General features: G+C 26.7%; 13 protein-coding genes and 1 pseudogene. 11 read left to right on the plus strand and 3 right to left on the minus strand.

Going from position 1 to position 16,822, the window contains the following annotated elements; translation table 11 throughout:
• Positions 1–19 precede the first annotated feature (19 nt).
• Positions 20–481: an Lrp/AsnC family transcriptional regulator gene (locus ACN5J4_RS00930; protein WP_418650292.1), complete on the minus strand. Its 462-nt coding sequence runs from the start codon at positions 479–481 to the stop codon at positions 20–22.
• Between the two features lie 269 nt (positions 482–750).
• On the opposite strand from ACN5J4_RS00930, the gene ACN5J4_RS00935 reads away from it, so the two are divergent.
• Positions 751–1,596, plus strand: a complete 846-nt coding sequence (locus ACN5J4_RS00935; protein ID WP_418650293.1) for a YitT family protein — start codon at positions 751–753, stop codon at positions 1,594–1,596.
• A gap of 92 nt (positions 1,597–1,688) precedes the next feature.
• Here the strand turns inward: ACN5J4_RS00935 and ACN5J4_RS00940 are convergent, their stop codons facing one another.
• Together ACN5J4_RS00940 and ACN5J4_RS00945 are read right to left on the minus strand one after the other, a co-directional pair.
• Positions 1,689–2,300: a DEAD/DEAH box helicase gene (locus ACN5J4_RS00940; protein WP_418650294.1), complete on the minus strand. Its 612-nt coding sequence runs from the start codon at positions 2,298–2,300 to the stop codon at positions 1,689–1,691.
• Between the two features lie 110 nt (positions 2,301–2,410).
• Positions 2,411–2,839 (minus strand): transcriptional repressor, encoded by a 429-nt coding sequence (locus ACN5J4_RS00945; RefSeq protein ID WP_418650295.1) that lies wholly within the window; start codon positions 2,837–2,839, stop codon positions 2,411–2,413.
• A gap of 351 nt (positions 2,840–3,190) precedes the next feature.
• On the opposite strand from ACN5J4_RS00945, the gene ACN5J4_RS00950 reads away from it, so the two are divergent.
• The 10 genes and pseudogenes from ACN5J4_RS00950 (at position 3,191) to ACN5J4_RS00995 (ending at position 16,742) form a co-directional block, all read left to right on the plus strand.
• Positions 3,191–3,883: an ABC transporter ATP-binding protein gene (locus ACN5J4_RS00950; RefSeq protein WP_418650296.1), complete on the plus strand. Its 693-nt coding sequence runs from the start codon at positions 3,191–3,193 to the stop codon at positions 3,881–3,883.
• A gap of 54 nt (positions 3,884–3,937) precedes the next feature.
• A complete protein-coding gene (locus ACN5J4_RS00955; protein ID WP_418650297.1) occupies positions 3,938–6,376 on the plus strand; it encodes a TonB-dependent siderophore receptor in 2,439 nt (812 codons plus the stop codon).
• 5 nt (positions 6,377–6,381) lie between these two features.
• Positions 6,382–7,827, plus strand: coding sequence for a DUF3526 domain-containing protein (locus ACN5J4_RS00960; RefSeq protein WP_418650298.1), 1,446 nt, complete (start codon positions 6,382–6,384; stop codon positions 7,825–7,827).
• A gap of 3 nt (positions 7,828–7,830) precedes the next feature.
• Complete coding sequence (locus ACN5J4_RS00965; RefSeq protein WP_418650299.1) at positions 7,831–9,168, plus strand: DUF3526 domain-containing protein; 1,338 nt, start codon at positions 7,831–7,833, stop codon at positions 9,166–9,168.
• 734 nt (positions 9,169–9,902) lie between these two features.
• Positions 9,903–10,256 (plus strand): hypothetical protein, encoded by a 354-nt coding sequence (locus tag ACN5J4_RS00970; RefSeq protein WP_418650300.1) that lies wholly within the window; start codon positions 9,903–9,905, stop codon positions 10,254–10,256.
• Positions 10,257–10,258: 2 nt separating this feature from the next.
• Positions 10,259–11,563, plus strand: a complete 1,305-nt coding sequence (locus ACN5J4_RS00975; protein WP_418650301.1) for an aKG-HExxH-type peptide beta-hydroxylase — start codon at positions 10,259–10,261, stop codon at positions 11,561–11,563.
• Positions 11,563–12,735, plus strand: a complete 1,173-nt coding sequence (locus ACN5J4_RS00980) for a YcaO-like family protein (protein ID WP_418650302.1) — start codon at positions 11,563–11,565, stop codon at positions 12,733–12,735. Before ACN5J4_RS00975 ends, ACN5J4_RS00980 begins: the two co-directional genes overlap by 1 nt.
• The gene (locus ACN5J4_RS00985) at positions 12,728–13,333 is read left to right on the plus strand and encodes a class I SAM-dependent methyltransferase (protein WP_418650303.1); all 606 of its coding nucleotides are present in this window, start codon (positions 12,728–12,730) and stop codon (positions 13,331–13,333) included. The genes ACN5J4_RS00980 and ACN5J4_RS00985 overlap by 8 nt, the downstream gene beginning before the upstream one ends.
• A 1,504-nt stretch (positions 13,334–14,837) precedes the next feature.
• Positions 14,838–16,040 (plus strand): annotated as a pseudogene (locus tag ACN5J4_RS00990) (multidrug effflux MFS transporter).
• A 6-nt stretch (positions 16,041–16,046) separates the two neighbouring features.
• Positions 16,047–16,742, plus strand: a complete 696-nt coding sequence (locus ACN5J4_RS00995; protein WP_418650304.1) for a pseudouridine synthase — start codon at positions 16,047–16,049, stop codon at positions 16,740–16,742.
• Positions 16,743–16,822 lie beyond the last annotated feature (80 nt).

A 16,822-nucleotide genomic window follows, 5' to 3' on the forward strand; every position in this document is an offset into this window, starting at 1 on the left:
ACTGTAATTCATAATTAAATTATATAAAATATGCTGTTTTATCAATAATTTCTTTAAGTACAAAAGAACTTTCTAAAACACCAATGTTTTCAATTTTAGATAATTTTAAACGTACAAAATCATGATAATCTTCAATTCCTGGTAAGTTGATATGTAAAAAATAATCAACTTTTCCTGCCATGTGATAACATTTTTGAACCTCTTTTAATTCTTTTATTTGCGCTTCAAACTTATCCATAAAACCTTGATTATGGTATCGCAAAGAAACCATACAAATAGCTGTTATAGGTCTATTAATATGATTTTTATCTAAAATTGCTACATATTTTTTTATAACGCCTAATTTCTCTAAACGTCGAATTCTATCATAAATAGGCGAAACCGTTAAGTTCAAGCTTAAAGAAATTTCTTTTGCCGTTTTTTTACAATCTTCTTGTAAAATTCGTATGATATTTAAATCAACTTCATCTAATTTTATCATTTTATGCTATTTTTTATATATGATTCTTTTAAAAATAAAGGTTAATATGTTATCATAAAACCGTAAAAATCACTTGAAGAAATAAAAAAAAACTTCTTAAAAAGTGATATATATTAAATTAATAGTTTTATAAAGTTAAATTTACTTATTTAAAACTATAATTAAGTGTTTATTACTATAAAATAAGGAATAAATATATTTTTGCACGGATTTTTAAACAGATTTATTAAATCATTAAAACTAAAAAGATATAACAAAACTGAAACGTAATGATAAACAATAATAAAATAAGTACTGAATTTAAAAACTATGGATTAGTTTTTATTGGATCTTTAATAGTTGCTTTAGCTTTTGCATTATTTATAGTGCCTTATAATATTGTACCTGGCGGAGTTTTTGGATTAGGTATTATTATTAGTGAACTTATTGGTTTTTCATCTATAGGTGTTATCGCACTGTGTATAAACATTCCTTTATTACTTTGGGGAACAAGTTTACTAGGTAAAAAAACAGGGTTTAAAACTGCTTTTTTTATGACTTCATCATCGTTTATATTAGATATCATATCATTATTTACAAAAAATAGAATTTTAATTGATGATATTTTATTGTCATCAATTTTAGGAGGAATTCTTATTGGAATAACTATTTTTTTAGTTAAAAAAGCAGGAGCAACAACTGGTGGACAAGATATTTTAGCTAGAATTTTAGCTACAAAAATTAATATTAGTTTTAATCAATTAATACTAATTATTGATGCTATTATTATCATTTCAGGAATTTTTACTTTTGGAAATTACAAAATAGCCACATATTGCTTAATAACAATTATTGCAACTAGCAAAACAATTGATTATTTTATGAAACAAGATATTCAGAATAAAACAATGCTTGTTTTCTCTAAAAAGAATGATTTAATTCAACAAAATATTATAGGAGACACTAGTATTTATCAAAAATTCATAAAAATAATTCATCAAGATTCTAACGAAAAAATGATTTTAATTACAAAAAATAATAAAAACTTATCTGTAATTGAAAGTATTATTTATAATACAGACCCTGATGCTCAAATAATAACATTAGAATCTAATTTTAGTTTAAGTAATGTATAATTTTATATAAAATAAAATTATACATTACTCTAAAAAAAACATCGATAACTATTAATAATTATCGATGTTTTTTTTAGTGAAATTTTAATATATTAAATTGTTATTACTTTAGAGTATTCCATAAAATAAGATTCAAAACGTTTTAAAGTCGGATACATTTTATCTGAATATAATACAAATTGACATTTATTAATACTTTGAGTTATTGACATAAGTGCTGTATATGCATTATTTTCTGTTAAAAATTGAGCATCATCAACATTAAACATTGTTAACTGTGAGGTACTTATTCCATTTAACATAAACAACTTGTTCATTCTTTTTGGAGTAGAAATAAGTATATCAACACCTTCAAAAATTTCTGATTTTTGTGTGTCAACATGCATTTTTTCATCCGCTAAATAAACTCGTATTTCTTTAAAACGTGTATATTTTAAAAAAGCATCATATAATGCAGCCGCTTTTTCGTTGTTTTTAACTAAAATTAAAGCTCTAGGACTGTTACCAACAGCTTCAAATTTTAATTTATGTAAGGTTGTAAGTATAAGCGTGGTTGTTTTTCCGGTTCCTTGTGGAGCTATACAATATAAGTTAGCGCCACTTTTAATTGCAGGAATACTTATTTTTTGAAATGGTGTTGCTTCTGTAATTTCTAGAGATTCTAATTTCTCTTTTATATCGGAATGTAATTTTTTAAAAGGCATAGAAAGTAAATAGATAACTATTTAGGTTGTTTTTTTAATAATAACAACAAATATACGATTAAATAGGTTTATGTTTTTCAAACAATATTTAATTATACACAAGTAATAAACTAAAAATTACTATTAGAACACTCTTCACAAGTACCCTGTAATAAAACTTGTGAAATTTGTATTTTTCTATTTTTAATTTTAGGAATAACTATATCAATAGTTAAACAATCTATTTTATTACAATTTAAACATTGAAAATGTGGGTGTACATCATGATGAACTGTTGAAGTACAACCATTACATTTAGCATACCACTTATTACCTTTATTACCAAGAAATGAATGTAAAACACCATCTTCTTCAAGTTTATTTAAAATCCTATAAATAGTTGTTTTATTCATTAGGTTACTCAAATTTTCAACTAAAATAGTAACAGGTATTGCACTTGATGACTTTTCAAACTGTTCTATTATTATTTTTACCGATTTAGTTTTTCTAATTACACCCATATTACAAATATAATAAAAACTAACGCTATTTAGTTGCATTAATATTTATTTTATATATTTGCAACAGAGTAGCATTAATAAGACAGGACAAAAGACGATTAAAGTGACTCAAATTTATTAATATAAATGCTCCTTTTAAATTTATTTTTACGTTTGTAAGGGTTATGTAAAATAGTTTAAAAGGACATTTTTATTAATTCACTTTACACTTATTTCATAAAATTCAGTATATAATATTAATTTTTTAAGAAAATTTTCTAGCTGATTTCATAAACAACTAATACAACTTACTTGCATTAGTTACTTGTTTTGTTATATTTGCACCGTTGTTGCATTAATATATTAGTAGTGAACAATAATTTATTGATTAAAAAAACTCTTTATAATAAAATGTTAGTAGCTAATAAATTATGTAAAAAATATAAAAATAAAATGGCTATCAGAGATGTGTCTTTTTGTATTTCACCGGGTGAAATTTTTTGTTTACTAGGACAAAATGGTGCGGGTAAAACAACTACAATTAATATTTTTTTAGGCTTATTAAAACCAAGTTCAGGAGATGCTTTAATTAATAGTGTTTCAGTAAGTAATAATAAAAAAATACGAAACCAAATAGCTTACATACCTGAAACAGTACAGTTATATACTGATTTTACGGGTATTGAAAATTTAGATTTTTTTAGTCGTTTGGCTGGTTTTAAATATGTAAAAAATGAGCTACAGTCTTTTTTAGAGCAAGCTAACTTACAACACGATGCACACAATAAAAAATTAGGTACTTATTCTAAAGGAATGAGGCAAAAAGTTAGTATTGCAATTGCTTTAGCCAAAAATGCTTCTTACATTTTAATGGATGAACCAACTTCTGGTCTAGACCCCAAAGCTTCTTTAGAATTTGCAAAAATATGTAAACAATTATCAAATAAAGGTGTAGGTATATTAATGGCTACTCACGATATTTTTAATGCTGTAAGTATAGGGTCTAAAATAGGAATTATGAAAGAAGGAAGTATTGTTTACACTACCGAAACCTCAAATATTACGGCACAAGAATTACAAGATTTATACATCAAAACTATTTAGTAAATAATGCAATTTAAAAATAACTTTCAAAAAATTATATTTTCAATTATTCTATTGACAATACAATTAGGTTTTTCTCAATCTAAAATAACGGGTAAGGTTTTAGATAAAAATAAAAAAGCCATTCAAAATGCTAATATTATTGTTTCAAACGATAAATATAAATTGGGAGCAGTATCTGATAAAGACGGAGCTTTTAGTATTACTCTAAAAGAAAATGGAAATTATAATATTGTAATAACATTTATGGGGTATGAATCATACGAAAATAATGTAAAGGTTACTAACACTAAAAATATAGGATCTATAAGCTTACAAGAGTCTGCAGAATTCCTACAATCTGTTGAAGTTTTAGGTAGAAAACGAAAAGATTATAATAGTGATTATTCTTTTTCGGCTACTAAAACAGCCATTAAAAATAAAGAGCTACCACAAGCAGTTGCAACAGTTACAAAAGAGCTTATTGCTGACCGTCAAGCGTTTCAATTGGTTGATGCTGTTAAAACTGTAAGTAGTGTTTCTGCAACAGGACTTTATAATCATTTTAATATTAGAGGGATTACACAAGCAGATGACGGACAAGTAGTAAACGGAATGCGTACGCGTCAATATTATTTTTTACAACCAATAACATCGCACTTAGAGCGTGTAGAAGTTATTAAAGGGCCTAGTTCGGTAACTTTTTCAAGTGCCGATCCTGGAGGTACCGTAAATATGGTAACAAAAAAGCCATTAAAAGAAAAACGTAGTGAAGTTTCTATAGCAGCAGGAAGTTTTGGTACGTTAAGAACTACTGCTGATTTTACAGGGCCGTTAAATAATGAAAAAACCTTGTTATACCGTTTTAATGCTGCATATCAAGAAGCAAACTCATTTAGAGATGTTGTAAATAATAATGCACTTTTAATAGCACCTTCGTTTAGTTATATTCCTAATGAAACTACGGCACTTAATGTAGAGATGATTTATAATAATGCGGATGGAAACTTAGATAGAGGACAGCCTATTTTTGATGCAGCTGATAATAACTATAATCCAAATAGTACCTCAATTACTTTAAGCCCAAGTGCAGCCAATGATTTTTATAAGACCAAAGAACTAACCTTTATGGCTAGTTTTAATAAAAAGTTTACAAAAACTATAGGTTTTAATGCTCAGTATATGAAACAAACTTGGGATGAAGATTTAAAAGAACATAGAGCAGATGCTTTTCGTGGTGCTTATGATGCTACAGGCGCTGTAATTCCGGATGTTGTTGCAATGCGTTATGCAGAGAGACAGCAAAACTGGGATACAGATAATTTTAGTACCTATTTTGATTTTGATATTAAAAGTGGAAATATTAGTAATAAAATTTTAGTAGGATATGATGCAACACGTTGGGAAAGAGTTGCTGTAGCAACAAATTCATCAAGAGATTATTTGTTAAATGATGGCTCAACAGGAAGATTTAGACCAGGTAAAAGTGATCCTAATGACTTTCAACAAGTAGACGGATTATTGGTTCCTGCTGTTCCTCATTTAGATTTAAATAACCCTTTTAATGGTATTAGGAACACGAGTAATTACGTGATTTCTCAATCAGAAAAACCAGCTAATTTAACTACTTCTGATGGTGTTTATGTTCAAAATCAATTTAAAACAGGAAAATTCTCACTTTTATTTAATTTAAGATATGAGTGGTTCACAGATATTTTTGATTACGAAGGGAGTAATGAGAAAAAATATACAACTACCGCACTTGTACCAAGGTTAGGTTTAACTTATGAGGTTACAGATAATATTAGTGCATATGCAACTTATTTAGAAGGTTTTCAACCTCATACCAATACCGTTTCTTTATCGCCAACAGCAGAAGGATTCTTTTGGGAAGCTTCTCCAGGAAAATTTGATCCTTTAGAGAGTAGTTTAAAAGAATTCGGAGCAAAAGGATTGTTTTTTAATGGTAGATTAAGTGCTAATGTAGCTTTATATGAAGTTACTCAGAAAAATTTATTGATGGGAGATTATTGGGATATTGAAAATTTAGAATTAAGAGGAGAGCAAAAAAGTAAAGGGGTTGAAGTAGATTTATCAGGATACGTATCAGATAATTTTCAAGTAACACTATCATATGCTTATAATGATGCTAAAATTGTAAAAGATAATGATGCTAGTTTGGTAGGACAACCAATTGGAGGAGCACCAAAGCATAATGCAAATTTTTGGGGTAGATATGATTTTACGAGTAAAACTTTAAAAGGAATTGGACTTGGTTTTGGAGCACAATATTCTGATGAAAAATATACTTGGTATAGAGGTAGGGTTTTATTACCTGAGTATACTGTTTTTGATGCTGCTTTATACTACAAACCAGCAAATACAAATATGCAATTAACATTAAAAGTAAATAATTTATTAGATAAAATACATTGGTTAGGAGGTCTAAGTCCGGCTAGGTTAGCACCAGGGACACCCCAGAATTTCCTACTAAATGCAACATATAAATTTTAAGAAACATGAAAAAGGATGTTGTTATTTTAATAACAAAACAGTTCTTCAAAAAGGCCTTTAGTACTAAAGGTCTTTTTGCTTTATTGCTGTTATTTTTAGCTATTTTAATATACGTAACAGTAAATGGTTTTAAAGCATTTGAAAAACAACAGCATACAGCTTTGTATTATCAAGAAAAATCAAGAGATAGTTGGGAAAATAATCCAGATAAACATCCGCATAGAATGGCGCATTTTGGGTCGTTTATATTTCGTTTACAACACCCCTTAACTATTTTTGATTCTGGTATAGAAAGTTATACGGGTAATGCTATTTTTTTAGAGGCACATAAACAAAATACAGCTAATTTCTCTAAAGCAAGTGTTTCTAGTGGTTTAGTACGTTTTGGAGATTTAAATATAGCTATTCTGCTACAACTTTTTTTACCCCTAATTATTTTCTTTTTAGGATATAATGCTATAGTTTATGAAAAAGAAAACGGAACATTAAAAATTATTTATATACAAGGTGCTACTATAAAAGAAATTATTTTTGGAAAGCTACTCGGGTTATTTCTTGTTTCTAGTTTGTTTTTTTTACCAGCTTTTTTATCGCTTTGGAGTATTGCTATTTTAGAAGATACAACAATACATAATCACCTTATTACAAGGTGTGTTTTTATAACTATCAGTTATTTTATTTTTTACTTTATAATATGTTGCATAACAATATTAATATCGTCAATAAGTAAAAACACAAATAAAGCTTTGCTAAGTTTATTAAGTATTTGGCTTTTCTTTTTTATTATTTTTCCTAAAGCTGCCCAAGCAACAGGGTATTTAACGTATCCTAATCTTTCACAAATTGCTTTTAAAGCAATAGTAAAAGAAAAAACAGCAAAAAAGGGAAATAGTCATAATCTAAATGATCCTATATTTTTAGAGCTTCGTGATTCTATTTTAAAAGCACACAAAGTTGCTACTGTAAAAGAATTGCCTTTTAATTATGGTGGTTTTTTAATGAGACGAGGCGAAAAACAATCTGCAATTATTTATAATCAAGAGCATAAAAAATTAATAAACACTTATATAAAACAAAATAGTATTACTAATTACGCTGTATTATTAAATCCTTATTTAGCTATTAAAAACCTATCTATGAGCATGTCTGGTACTGATTTTAATACTTACACAAACTTTTTGTTACAAGCTGAAAAGTACCGATATAAGCAATCGCAATACATGAATAATTTGCAAATGAAATTTATTAGTAATAAAGCCAAAAGTAGTGAAGGTAAAATACATGTAGTTCATAAAGAACATTGGAAATTACTGCCAAAGTTTAGTTATCAATATATCGCTATAATTGAAAGCATAAAAAGTCAATTACTAACTATTACTGCGCTTGTATTATGGACTGCACTATTACTATTTATGCTTATAAAACGATTAGAACACTTTAAAATTATTTAAAAAATGTATAGATTATTAATAAAACAATTTATTCGTTCAAAAACAATGCTATTAGCTTTTGCTGTATTGTTACTATTAGGTATTTTAAGTATATATACAGGGAAACAGTTTTTAAATATACAACAGCAAAACATAGAAAAAGCAATAATTCAGCAGAAAAAAGATATAGAAACCTTAACAATTCATCATAAAAATGATTTAGGGTTATTATTGTATTATTTAAAATTTTCATTTATAAAAAAACACCAACCATTAGCTGCAATAGCTATTGGACAAAGCGATTTAAATACGCAGATTCAAAATATAAATATTTTAAATTTAGAAGGGCAAAAGTATAACACAGACCTAGTAAATCCAATGCGTTTACAGGTTGGTAATTTAGATTTAAGTTTTATAATCATCTTTCTTTTACCTTTAGTAATTATAGCATTAAGTTTTAATATTTTATCAGAAGATATAGAAAATGGAACATGGAAAATAATTAAAATTCAAAGTAAATCTGCTTTTATTTATTTACTTAAAAAAATATCTATAAGAGTTTTTTTTGTAAGTATTATATTAGGTTTTTTATTTTTAATGTCTAAAATTATTTTAAATATACCGTTTAACACCTCTTTCTTACAATTAATATTTATAAGTTATTTATATGTTTTTTTTTGGTTTTCTATTTGTTTTTTTATTATTTCATTAAAAAAGTCATCTAACGCTAACGCTATTTTTTTATTGGTTAGTTGGTTGCTACTTGTTGTTTTTTTACCTGTTTTAGTTAGTAATTACATAACTAATAAATATCCTATAAAAGAAGCTTTTGCAATGACTTTAAAACAAAGAGATGGTTATCATAAAAAATGGGATACTGATAAAAAAGAAACTTTAAATGCTTTTTTTAAACATTATCCTCAGTTTAAAGAGCATAAAATTAAAGAAAAAGGTTTTTCATGGTTATGGTATTATGCGATGCAGCAGATGGGGGATGATAGTTCTAAACTAGAAAGTGATGCGATGTATGCTAAATTAAAAAATAGGCAAATTTTGAGTACTAAAATAGCATTTTTTTGGCCTACTTTACATACGCAGTTAGTAATGAACGAAATTGCTAATACGAGCTTAAACAATCATATTCGTTTTTTAAACGCTACAACAAAATTTCATGAAGATTTAAGATTAAAATTTTATCCTCAAATATTTACCAATAACCTTACAAGTTCTATTAATTGGAAAGTTATACAGCCTCGTTTTTTTACCAATAAAAGTAGTTACACTATGTTTTCAAACATTAGTTTCTTTTTCTTTTTAATTATTGTTTTTTTAGTATTAGGCACTATTAAGTTTGTTAAATAACAAATAAAATATTTTTATTAACACTACTTAACTGTAATAGCGTGCTGTTTTTATTATTTCGTAACTAAGTCACATTATTTTTTTGTAACTTATATTTAATAGTATAAGTTGAAAAATTAGCTTCTCAAAATAAGTTTGATTATTTATTAATTGAAAGTATCGGTATAAGTGAACCTATTCTTGTAACACAAACATTTACTTTTGAAAGTGAGGATGGTAAAATTGATTTAAGTCGTTTTAGTTATACTGATGTTATACAGTAGTTGATACGTATAATTTTTTAAAAGACTTTTCTGGTTCAGATTTTTCAACTATAAGATAGCTTATCAATATAGAAGGAGATAATATAACTATTGTAAACTTACTAACAGATTATACTATTATTAAAATATATTTAGTAACTAATCAGCAAGTAGCAGAATTAAGTGTTACTATTAAATATACTTGTACTATAATGTATCTTAAAAATGTAATAGAATATGCTTTGACCGAAGCGACGATAGGAGTGAAGTAGTAATGTGTATGAAAAGGTAATATAAATCCTTTACCTTTTATTAAATCAATCCTTTATACATTTCGTTCAATTATTAAAAGTATTTTTTTATTGATAAAGGGGTGTTTTCCTCTTTAAGATAAGGGTAAATCCTCCTGTTATTTTTACTTCTAATTTCTTTAATTTGTTATTATTTAATTTAAAATAGTATTAATCATCCGAAAGGGTAAATTCTTTTATTATGAAAAACATTGAAAAACTAAGTGAACTTATTAAGAAAAACAAAGAAGTCCAAAATATTGTTAAAAAGCGTAATTTCAAGGATAATAGTCCGATAGAAGAATCTATAATATTCACCCAAGGCTTAGCAGCAGGTTTTGGATTAACAATAACAAAATCCGAAATTGAGGAATATTTAACTAAAGCTAGAGTAGTTACTACAAACGATGACAGATCACTAACAAACCTTCCTAAAGAATTTTTAGATATTAAAGTAGGTATAATTAACAAAAGCACACATATGTGTCAATCATGCGTACTTGCATCTACTCTAGCAAACGATGAAATTTTTGAAAAAATAAGAAAATTAGGGTAAAAATGAATATAGAAAAGCTGATTCGACCAGATTCTGATAATTCTAAATGTAGTAGAAGTAAATTAATTACTGCTACTATAGATTCAACAATTTCACTATTAGATGGGTTAAGACAAATTAAATCTGTCAATAATGATATTGTTGATTTAAGCAAGAAAATATTGAATTACGCTCATAATAATCCTTCAAAATATTTCTCTGAGCACAATATAATAGATGGCGCTTTTTTTGAATGGTATTACCAAGCAATTAATTATTTAAATAAACAAGATTTTGATAATTTAGTTAAGCACTACTATAAATTACCTTACGTATTATCTGAGATAACCCTAACTATGCAATTATCATCAAAACGTTTGATTTTTGCAGATGAAACGGGGCAAATATTTTTATATAACTATTTTAGCTTAGGACACTACCAGCCTTTTGAAAGAATAGAACTTGATTTCGAAGATGAAACTATTTTTTCTATAAAACCTAAAGAAAATAAATATTCTTTAGATGATATAAGGAAATATGGCGTTTATCAAATACCTGATTCAAATATTTTCATAAAACAGGTTGGAAAAGGAAGAGAAAGAATCATCTCAAAATACCAGTCTAACTTGAAAGCTGTTGCTGATGATGACGTACCTTTTGAAATGATTTCTCCAGAAAAATTAATTAAACATAAATTAATAACACTATATATTAACAAATTTGAGGAAGCTCTAAAATATATTAAGAAAATTGATATTGACCTTTATCAAGAAACTAATGTATTAACTCGAGATATTACATTACTTAGAGGGTTTCCATTTATAGGGGGTTCATCATTAAATCATTTCGGTACTTCTTTTTTTAATCTTTTACCGGAGTGGAGTATTGAGTGTTATGCTGATCATATTGTACATGAGGCTGCTCATCAAAAAATACATTCCATATTTGAATTAGAACCAATTTTATTAAATCCAAATGATACTCTTGCTAAGTCACCGATTCGTCCAGACAAGAGACCTTTAGAAGGGATATTTCATGCAACATTTGTTTTTTATAGATTATCACATTTTTTTTTCAAAGCTGTTGAAAATCACTATTCAAAAGAAGGAGAAATTCGTTTACATCGCCATTTGCTAGGGTTTTATGCAGGAGTTGATCAGCTTATTGAATTTGGTAAGTTCACACCTATAGGCATAATGTATGTTGATTATTTACAGAAGGAAAAAAGTCGATTTAAAAAATGTATTGAGTTTCCAGAAGCAACTTTATATAATCAAATTCCTATAGACTATGAAAAACCAAGAAACTTAACATTTGTTACCGAATAATGAAATTATCTAGCTACAAAAAACATATTATTGTTTCAAATTTAGGAACGAAATCTTATAGTTTATTTCTTTGTGAATTAAATATATCTTGTACTTCTAAAAACATAAAAGGAGAACAATTTTCATTTGAAATAGGAGTTAATGGCATTGATACGAACCTTGATTTAGCAAAAGTAAAATGCCTGTCAGAATTTAATGAACGTTACGAATCTCTTAATCCAGAAAACATAAGAAATGCTACAATAATTTCACCAAAATCAGATTTGAAGCAAATATCTATTTCTAGTATCTTTAATTTTAAGAAACAGGGAATTGATAATGATTTTTTTTTTGAAGACTACCATCAAAGACATTTAGTGAAGGTAAAAGGTCTAATTAATAATAAAGATTATTTATTTCCCTTGAGTTGTATCTTGCCAAATTTTAATTTACACGTTCCTTCAACTAATTTTGTGGGAGACATAGAATCTTCGGGAATTGTTTCAGGATTAGGGTCTAATGATAAAAGAGATCTTAACTTAATTGGTTTGCAAGAAGTATTGGAGCGAGATGCCATTATGAGGGCTTGGAGAGATCCAGAATATAAAATTTCAAAAATAGATCAAAGTTACCTCCCTATAGATTTGAGTAATCATTTACAAGAACTGGGGCTAACGGTAACAATTTATGATGTTGGCTTATCTAATTTATCTATGGTTATTTTAGTTATAGTATCTGATTCGTTACAGCGTATAACTTTTGGATCTAAGGCTACCATGGAAATTACTGAGGGTATTCGACATTCAATACATGAAGCATTAATGATACGTTATAAACTTATTAGAATAGGTTTACATAAATTAAAAATTCAAGAGATTGTTAAAAGTAGTTTAGATCATGTAATCTACGGTTTTCAAAATGGTGGTTTTATACTATCTTTATTTGAGAAAAAAAAATCAAAAAATAAACAAACGTTATATGCAAAAAACGCATTGGAATTATACTATAATTGTCAGGAGCGATTTTTATTAGAACCTTTATTTTACAGTATTTCATCAAAAAAAAATAGTCGAGTAATTCGTGTTTTGTTAATTAACTGTATGCGAAAAGAATGGGATGCTAATAATCCATTTTTAATACCATTGCAACCTACAAATACTTCATACAATAATGCACCACACCCATATGGATAACGAAGCATTCTGGGATAATCGATCATATTTGCGGAATAATGCTCGTAAACTCAATGACCCAGTCATTTTAGATTTTAAAATATGGATTAATAGTTTTAAAAAACCGGTTTCTATTCTTGATGTAGGCTGTGGTAATGGAATACTATCACAAACCATATGCAAAAATAATTACTATACAGGTATAGATATTTCAAAAAAGAATACTTCTATAGCTACTGAAATATTTTATAACGAACGATTTAAGTGGATAAATGGTGACTATCTTTATTATGATTTTAAAATGTTGAAATATGATATTCTTGTTTTTAGTTATAGCATATTTTGTATGGATAAAATAGCTTCTGCACTAGGTAAATCAAGGTTATTACTAAAAAACGAAGGCCATTTGGTTTTATATACAGCAGTAGATGACCCAGAATTTAGACGTACATTTTACTTCCCTCAATTTTATGGTTATAAAGCTTTATTTTCAGCTATATGTACTACGGATATTATTGGATTACTAAAAGAACATCAATTTAATATTACAAGTATTAATGTGCTAGAAACTAAAAAAACACATATAATAAGAATTATAGCAAATCCAATATCTAGGTAAAAGAAAATAACGAGTGGTGCGTGTCAAAAATTATATTTTCTTACTAACTTATAATTCTATCAATTAAATTTCTGCTAAATAAGTTCAAATTGAAGTTTTATAAAATGAAAGTAGGAGAGAAGCAGTAAGCTTTAATTTTAAGGTTAATAATGGTAATTCTCATCAACTAATTGAGAGCGAAGCGAAAATTTATATTTAATTTTATCAACCGTATTTTTAACTCCAAATACTATATTTAAAAGCAATAACGTAATGTTAGCGCATTTATCAAATTGGGAAATTAGTGTGTTTATAAATGTAATTCCAGAATTAAGCAAGTATGCTTTAAATAATATAAAGCTTTAGTAATGAGAAATATATTATTTACTCAACCAATAAAGAACCGTTCAAAGACTGCCAAAGATTATTTTAGCAAACATTTTCCCTATTTATATTTTTTTATTCTGCTGGGACGAATAAAAATATTTGTAACGAGATTGGAATAAACTATATAAGCGAAGAACAATTAAATATAGCTGATAAAGTCTTTGTAATAGAAACAAGCATTTAAAAGTAATTAAAGAGGTTTTTGGTAACAAGTATTCTAATCAAATAACTGTACTTAATATTAATGACATCTATAAATATGGTTCTAAAGAATAAAATTGATTAAAATCCTAAAGATTTAAAATATTATGTAAAATAGAATTTCGATGTTAAACTTGGCCTCATAAAATTTTGGTTAAAACAATAGGAGAAATGAGCGTGTATATTTTAGGCTATACGATTACAATTATCCTGTGGATGATTTTTATTGGATACAATACTTTACTAAAACCTTGCTTCAAATTGTATTTAGCTGAAAAGGTCTACAAGACCTTTTCAGCTAAATAGTCTAAAATATAATGAGCAGTTAATTGTTTACAAAATTATTTGCAGCCTTGAATTTTTGTTTCAAGGCACTATTTTAAAAAATTGATTAACTATCAATTTTTTAAATACTAAATAATGAAACACGAAAAAGAAGATTAATTGAAGTTCTAAATATAACAAGTGCATAGAATTTTATTTTTACTCACATATTTAATTATTTACATAATATGAGTTCGTAAATCTCCTAAAAATTCGATTTCTTAAAATTTATGCTATCGTCTAAAATTTTTATTACGTACGTTTGAGTGTAAAATAAATTGCCAGAGCAATTTTATTTTATAAAATAATCGAGCGTTTGGTAGCGGCTATATTTTCATAACGGCTAATTATAGATACAAATGTTTTAAATAACTCTGCGAAGCAAACTGCTTATTAGTTTAATAACCCAAGTTCCAATTATTCTTATGAAAACCAATGCTTCTTGGATATTTTACATAATACTACATTATAGCTATCAAATGGATAAACCACTCTTATTACTAAACAATATATTTGTACTATAATTAATATTATGTTAAATAGAATTTAAGTTATCTCAATTCTTATTGTATAAAAAGTAGATATATGAATTTAAACATAGTACTTTTACCTGATGCAAAAACAAAAGAAATCAAAAATTGAATTTATAACTTTAATGGCAGCATTAATGTCGTTAGTAGCTTTATCTATTGATGCTTTATTACCTGCTTTAAAACAAATTGGTATTAGTATTAATATTCAACAAAACTCAAATGATAATCAATTATTAGTTACTATGATTTTTTTAGGTTTAGGGTTTGGTCAATTAATTTCTGGACCATTATCTGATAGCCTTGGTAGAAAACCCGTAATCTATTTAGGTTTTAGTGTTTTTGTTATTGCTAGTTTTGTTTGTGTATTTGCTACAAGTATTGAAATGATGGTTTTTGGTAGAATTTTACAAGGTATTGGATTATCAGCGCCAAGAACAATAAGTATTGCAATGGTCAGAGATAGTTTTAGCGGAAATTACATGGCTAAAATAATGTCTTTTATTGTGGTTATTTTTATTTTAGTTCCTGTTGTTGCTCCAGCAATAGGAAAATTAATGTTAGATGCTTATGGCTGGAAATTTATATTTTATAGTCAATTAATTTTTGGTTTTTTTGTAATGCTTTGGTTATGGAAACGTCAGCCAGAAACATTAGAAAAAGAAAAAAGAAAAAAACTATCAGTTAGTCTTTTTATTAATGGTACAAAATAATTTTTAAAACACAAACAAGCAATTGTATTTACTTTAATTTCTGGATTTATTACAGGTTCTTTTATGGTATATTTAAGTGCGTCACAACAAATTTTTCAAGTCCAATATGGTTTTGTAAATGAGTTTCCTTATATTTTTGCAGCACTCGCTATTTCTGTTGGCTTTGCTACTTTTTTAAACGGAACTTTTGTGATGAAGTTTGGAATGTTTAAAATAATTATTACTTTTTTGATAGCTTTTACTTTAATACCTGTAATGTATATTGGTTTATTTTATGGAAAAGAGAACCCTAATATAATAATTTTATTAACTTTTTTTGCCTTACAATTTTTTTCAATTGGATTTCTTTTTGGAAATTTAAGAGCTTTGGCAATGCAACCTGTTGGTCATATAGCAGGTGTTGGAGCGGCAATAAACGGCTTTATTTCAACAATTATGGCTGTTCCTATTGCTACATTTATAGGTAAATATGTTGAAACCACTACTCTACCTCTATTTATAGGTTTTTTAATTTGTGGAATATTATCGTTAATTTTACTTTACTTTTCAAAGCTTAAAGTAATAAATAATTAAATTTTTATGAACCTTAGTATTCTTTTTGAAGACGAGTATTTAATTTGTGTTTCTAAACCAAATAATATTGTTGTACATCATGCACATCATTCTAGAAATGTAGCTGATGAAAATTCTTTATTACAATTGTTATTTGATAAGTTTGAGCATAAATTTTATCCGATACATCGTTTAGACAGAAAAACTTCAGGTATTATTTTATTAGCTAAGGAGACAAAATATGTGTCTAAATTTCAAGAGCTTTTTACAACTAATAAAATTCAAAAAACATATTACGGAATTGTTAGAGGGCATGCTCCTGAATATAAGCTTATAGATTCACCTGTGAAAGGAAGAGATTCTGATGTTTATAAAAATGCTGAAACAACTTTAAAAACGGTATCAACGGTTGTTGTAAATATACCTGTAAAACCATATGATACATCACGTTATAGTTTAGTTGAAATGAAACCTACCACAGGAAGGTTACATCAATTACGTATTCATATGAATAAAATAAGTCATCCACTTATTGGTGATCCAAAATATGGTGATAAAAACCATAATTTAATGTTTATTAATAATTTTAGTTGTGATAATTTATTTTTACACGCTTATTCATTGAAATTTATTCATCCTTTTTCTAAAAAACAACAAATTATAAAAGCTAGTTTACCTGATGACTGGAATACTGTTTTTCAAAGGTTTAATTGGAGTGTTTAGAAAGTAATTAAAATGTAACATAAATTATAAGAACGTATAATAAAGTTTTTAATTTACAGTTTTTTACGTTTTTAAAAATA

The organism is Tenacibaculum aestuariivivum, assembly GCF_964507685.1.
GTDB lineage: Bacteria > Bacteroidota > Bacteroidia > Flavobacteriales > Flavobacteriaceae > Polaribacter > Polaribacter aestuariivivum.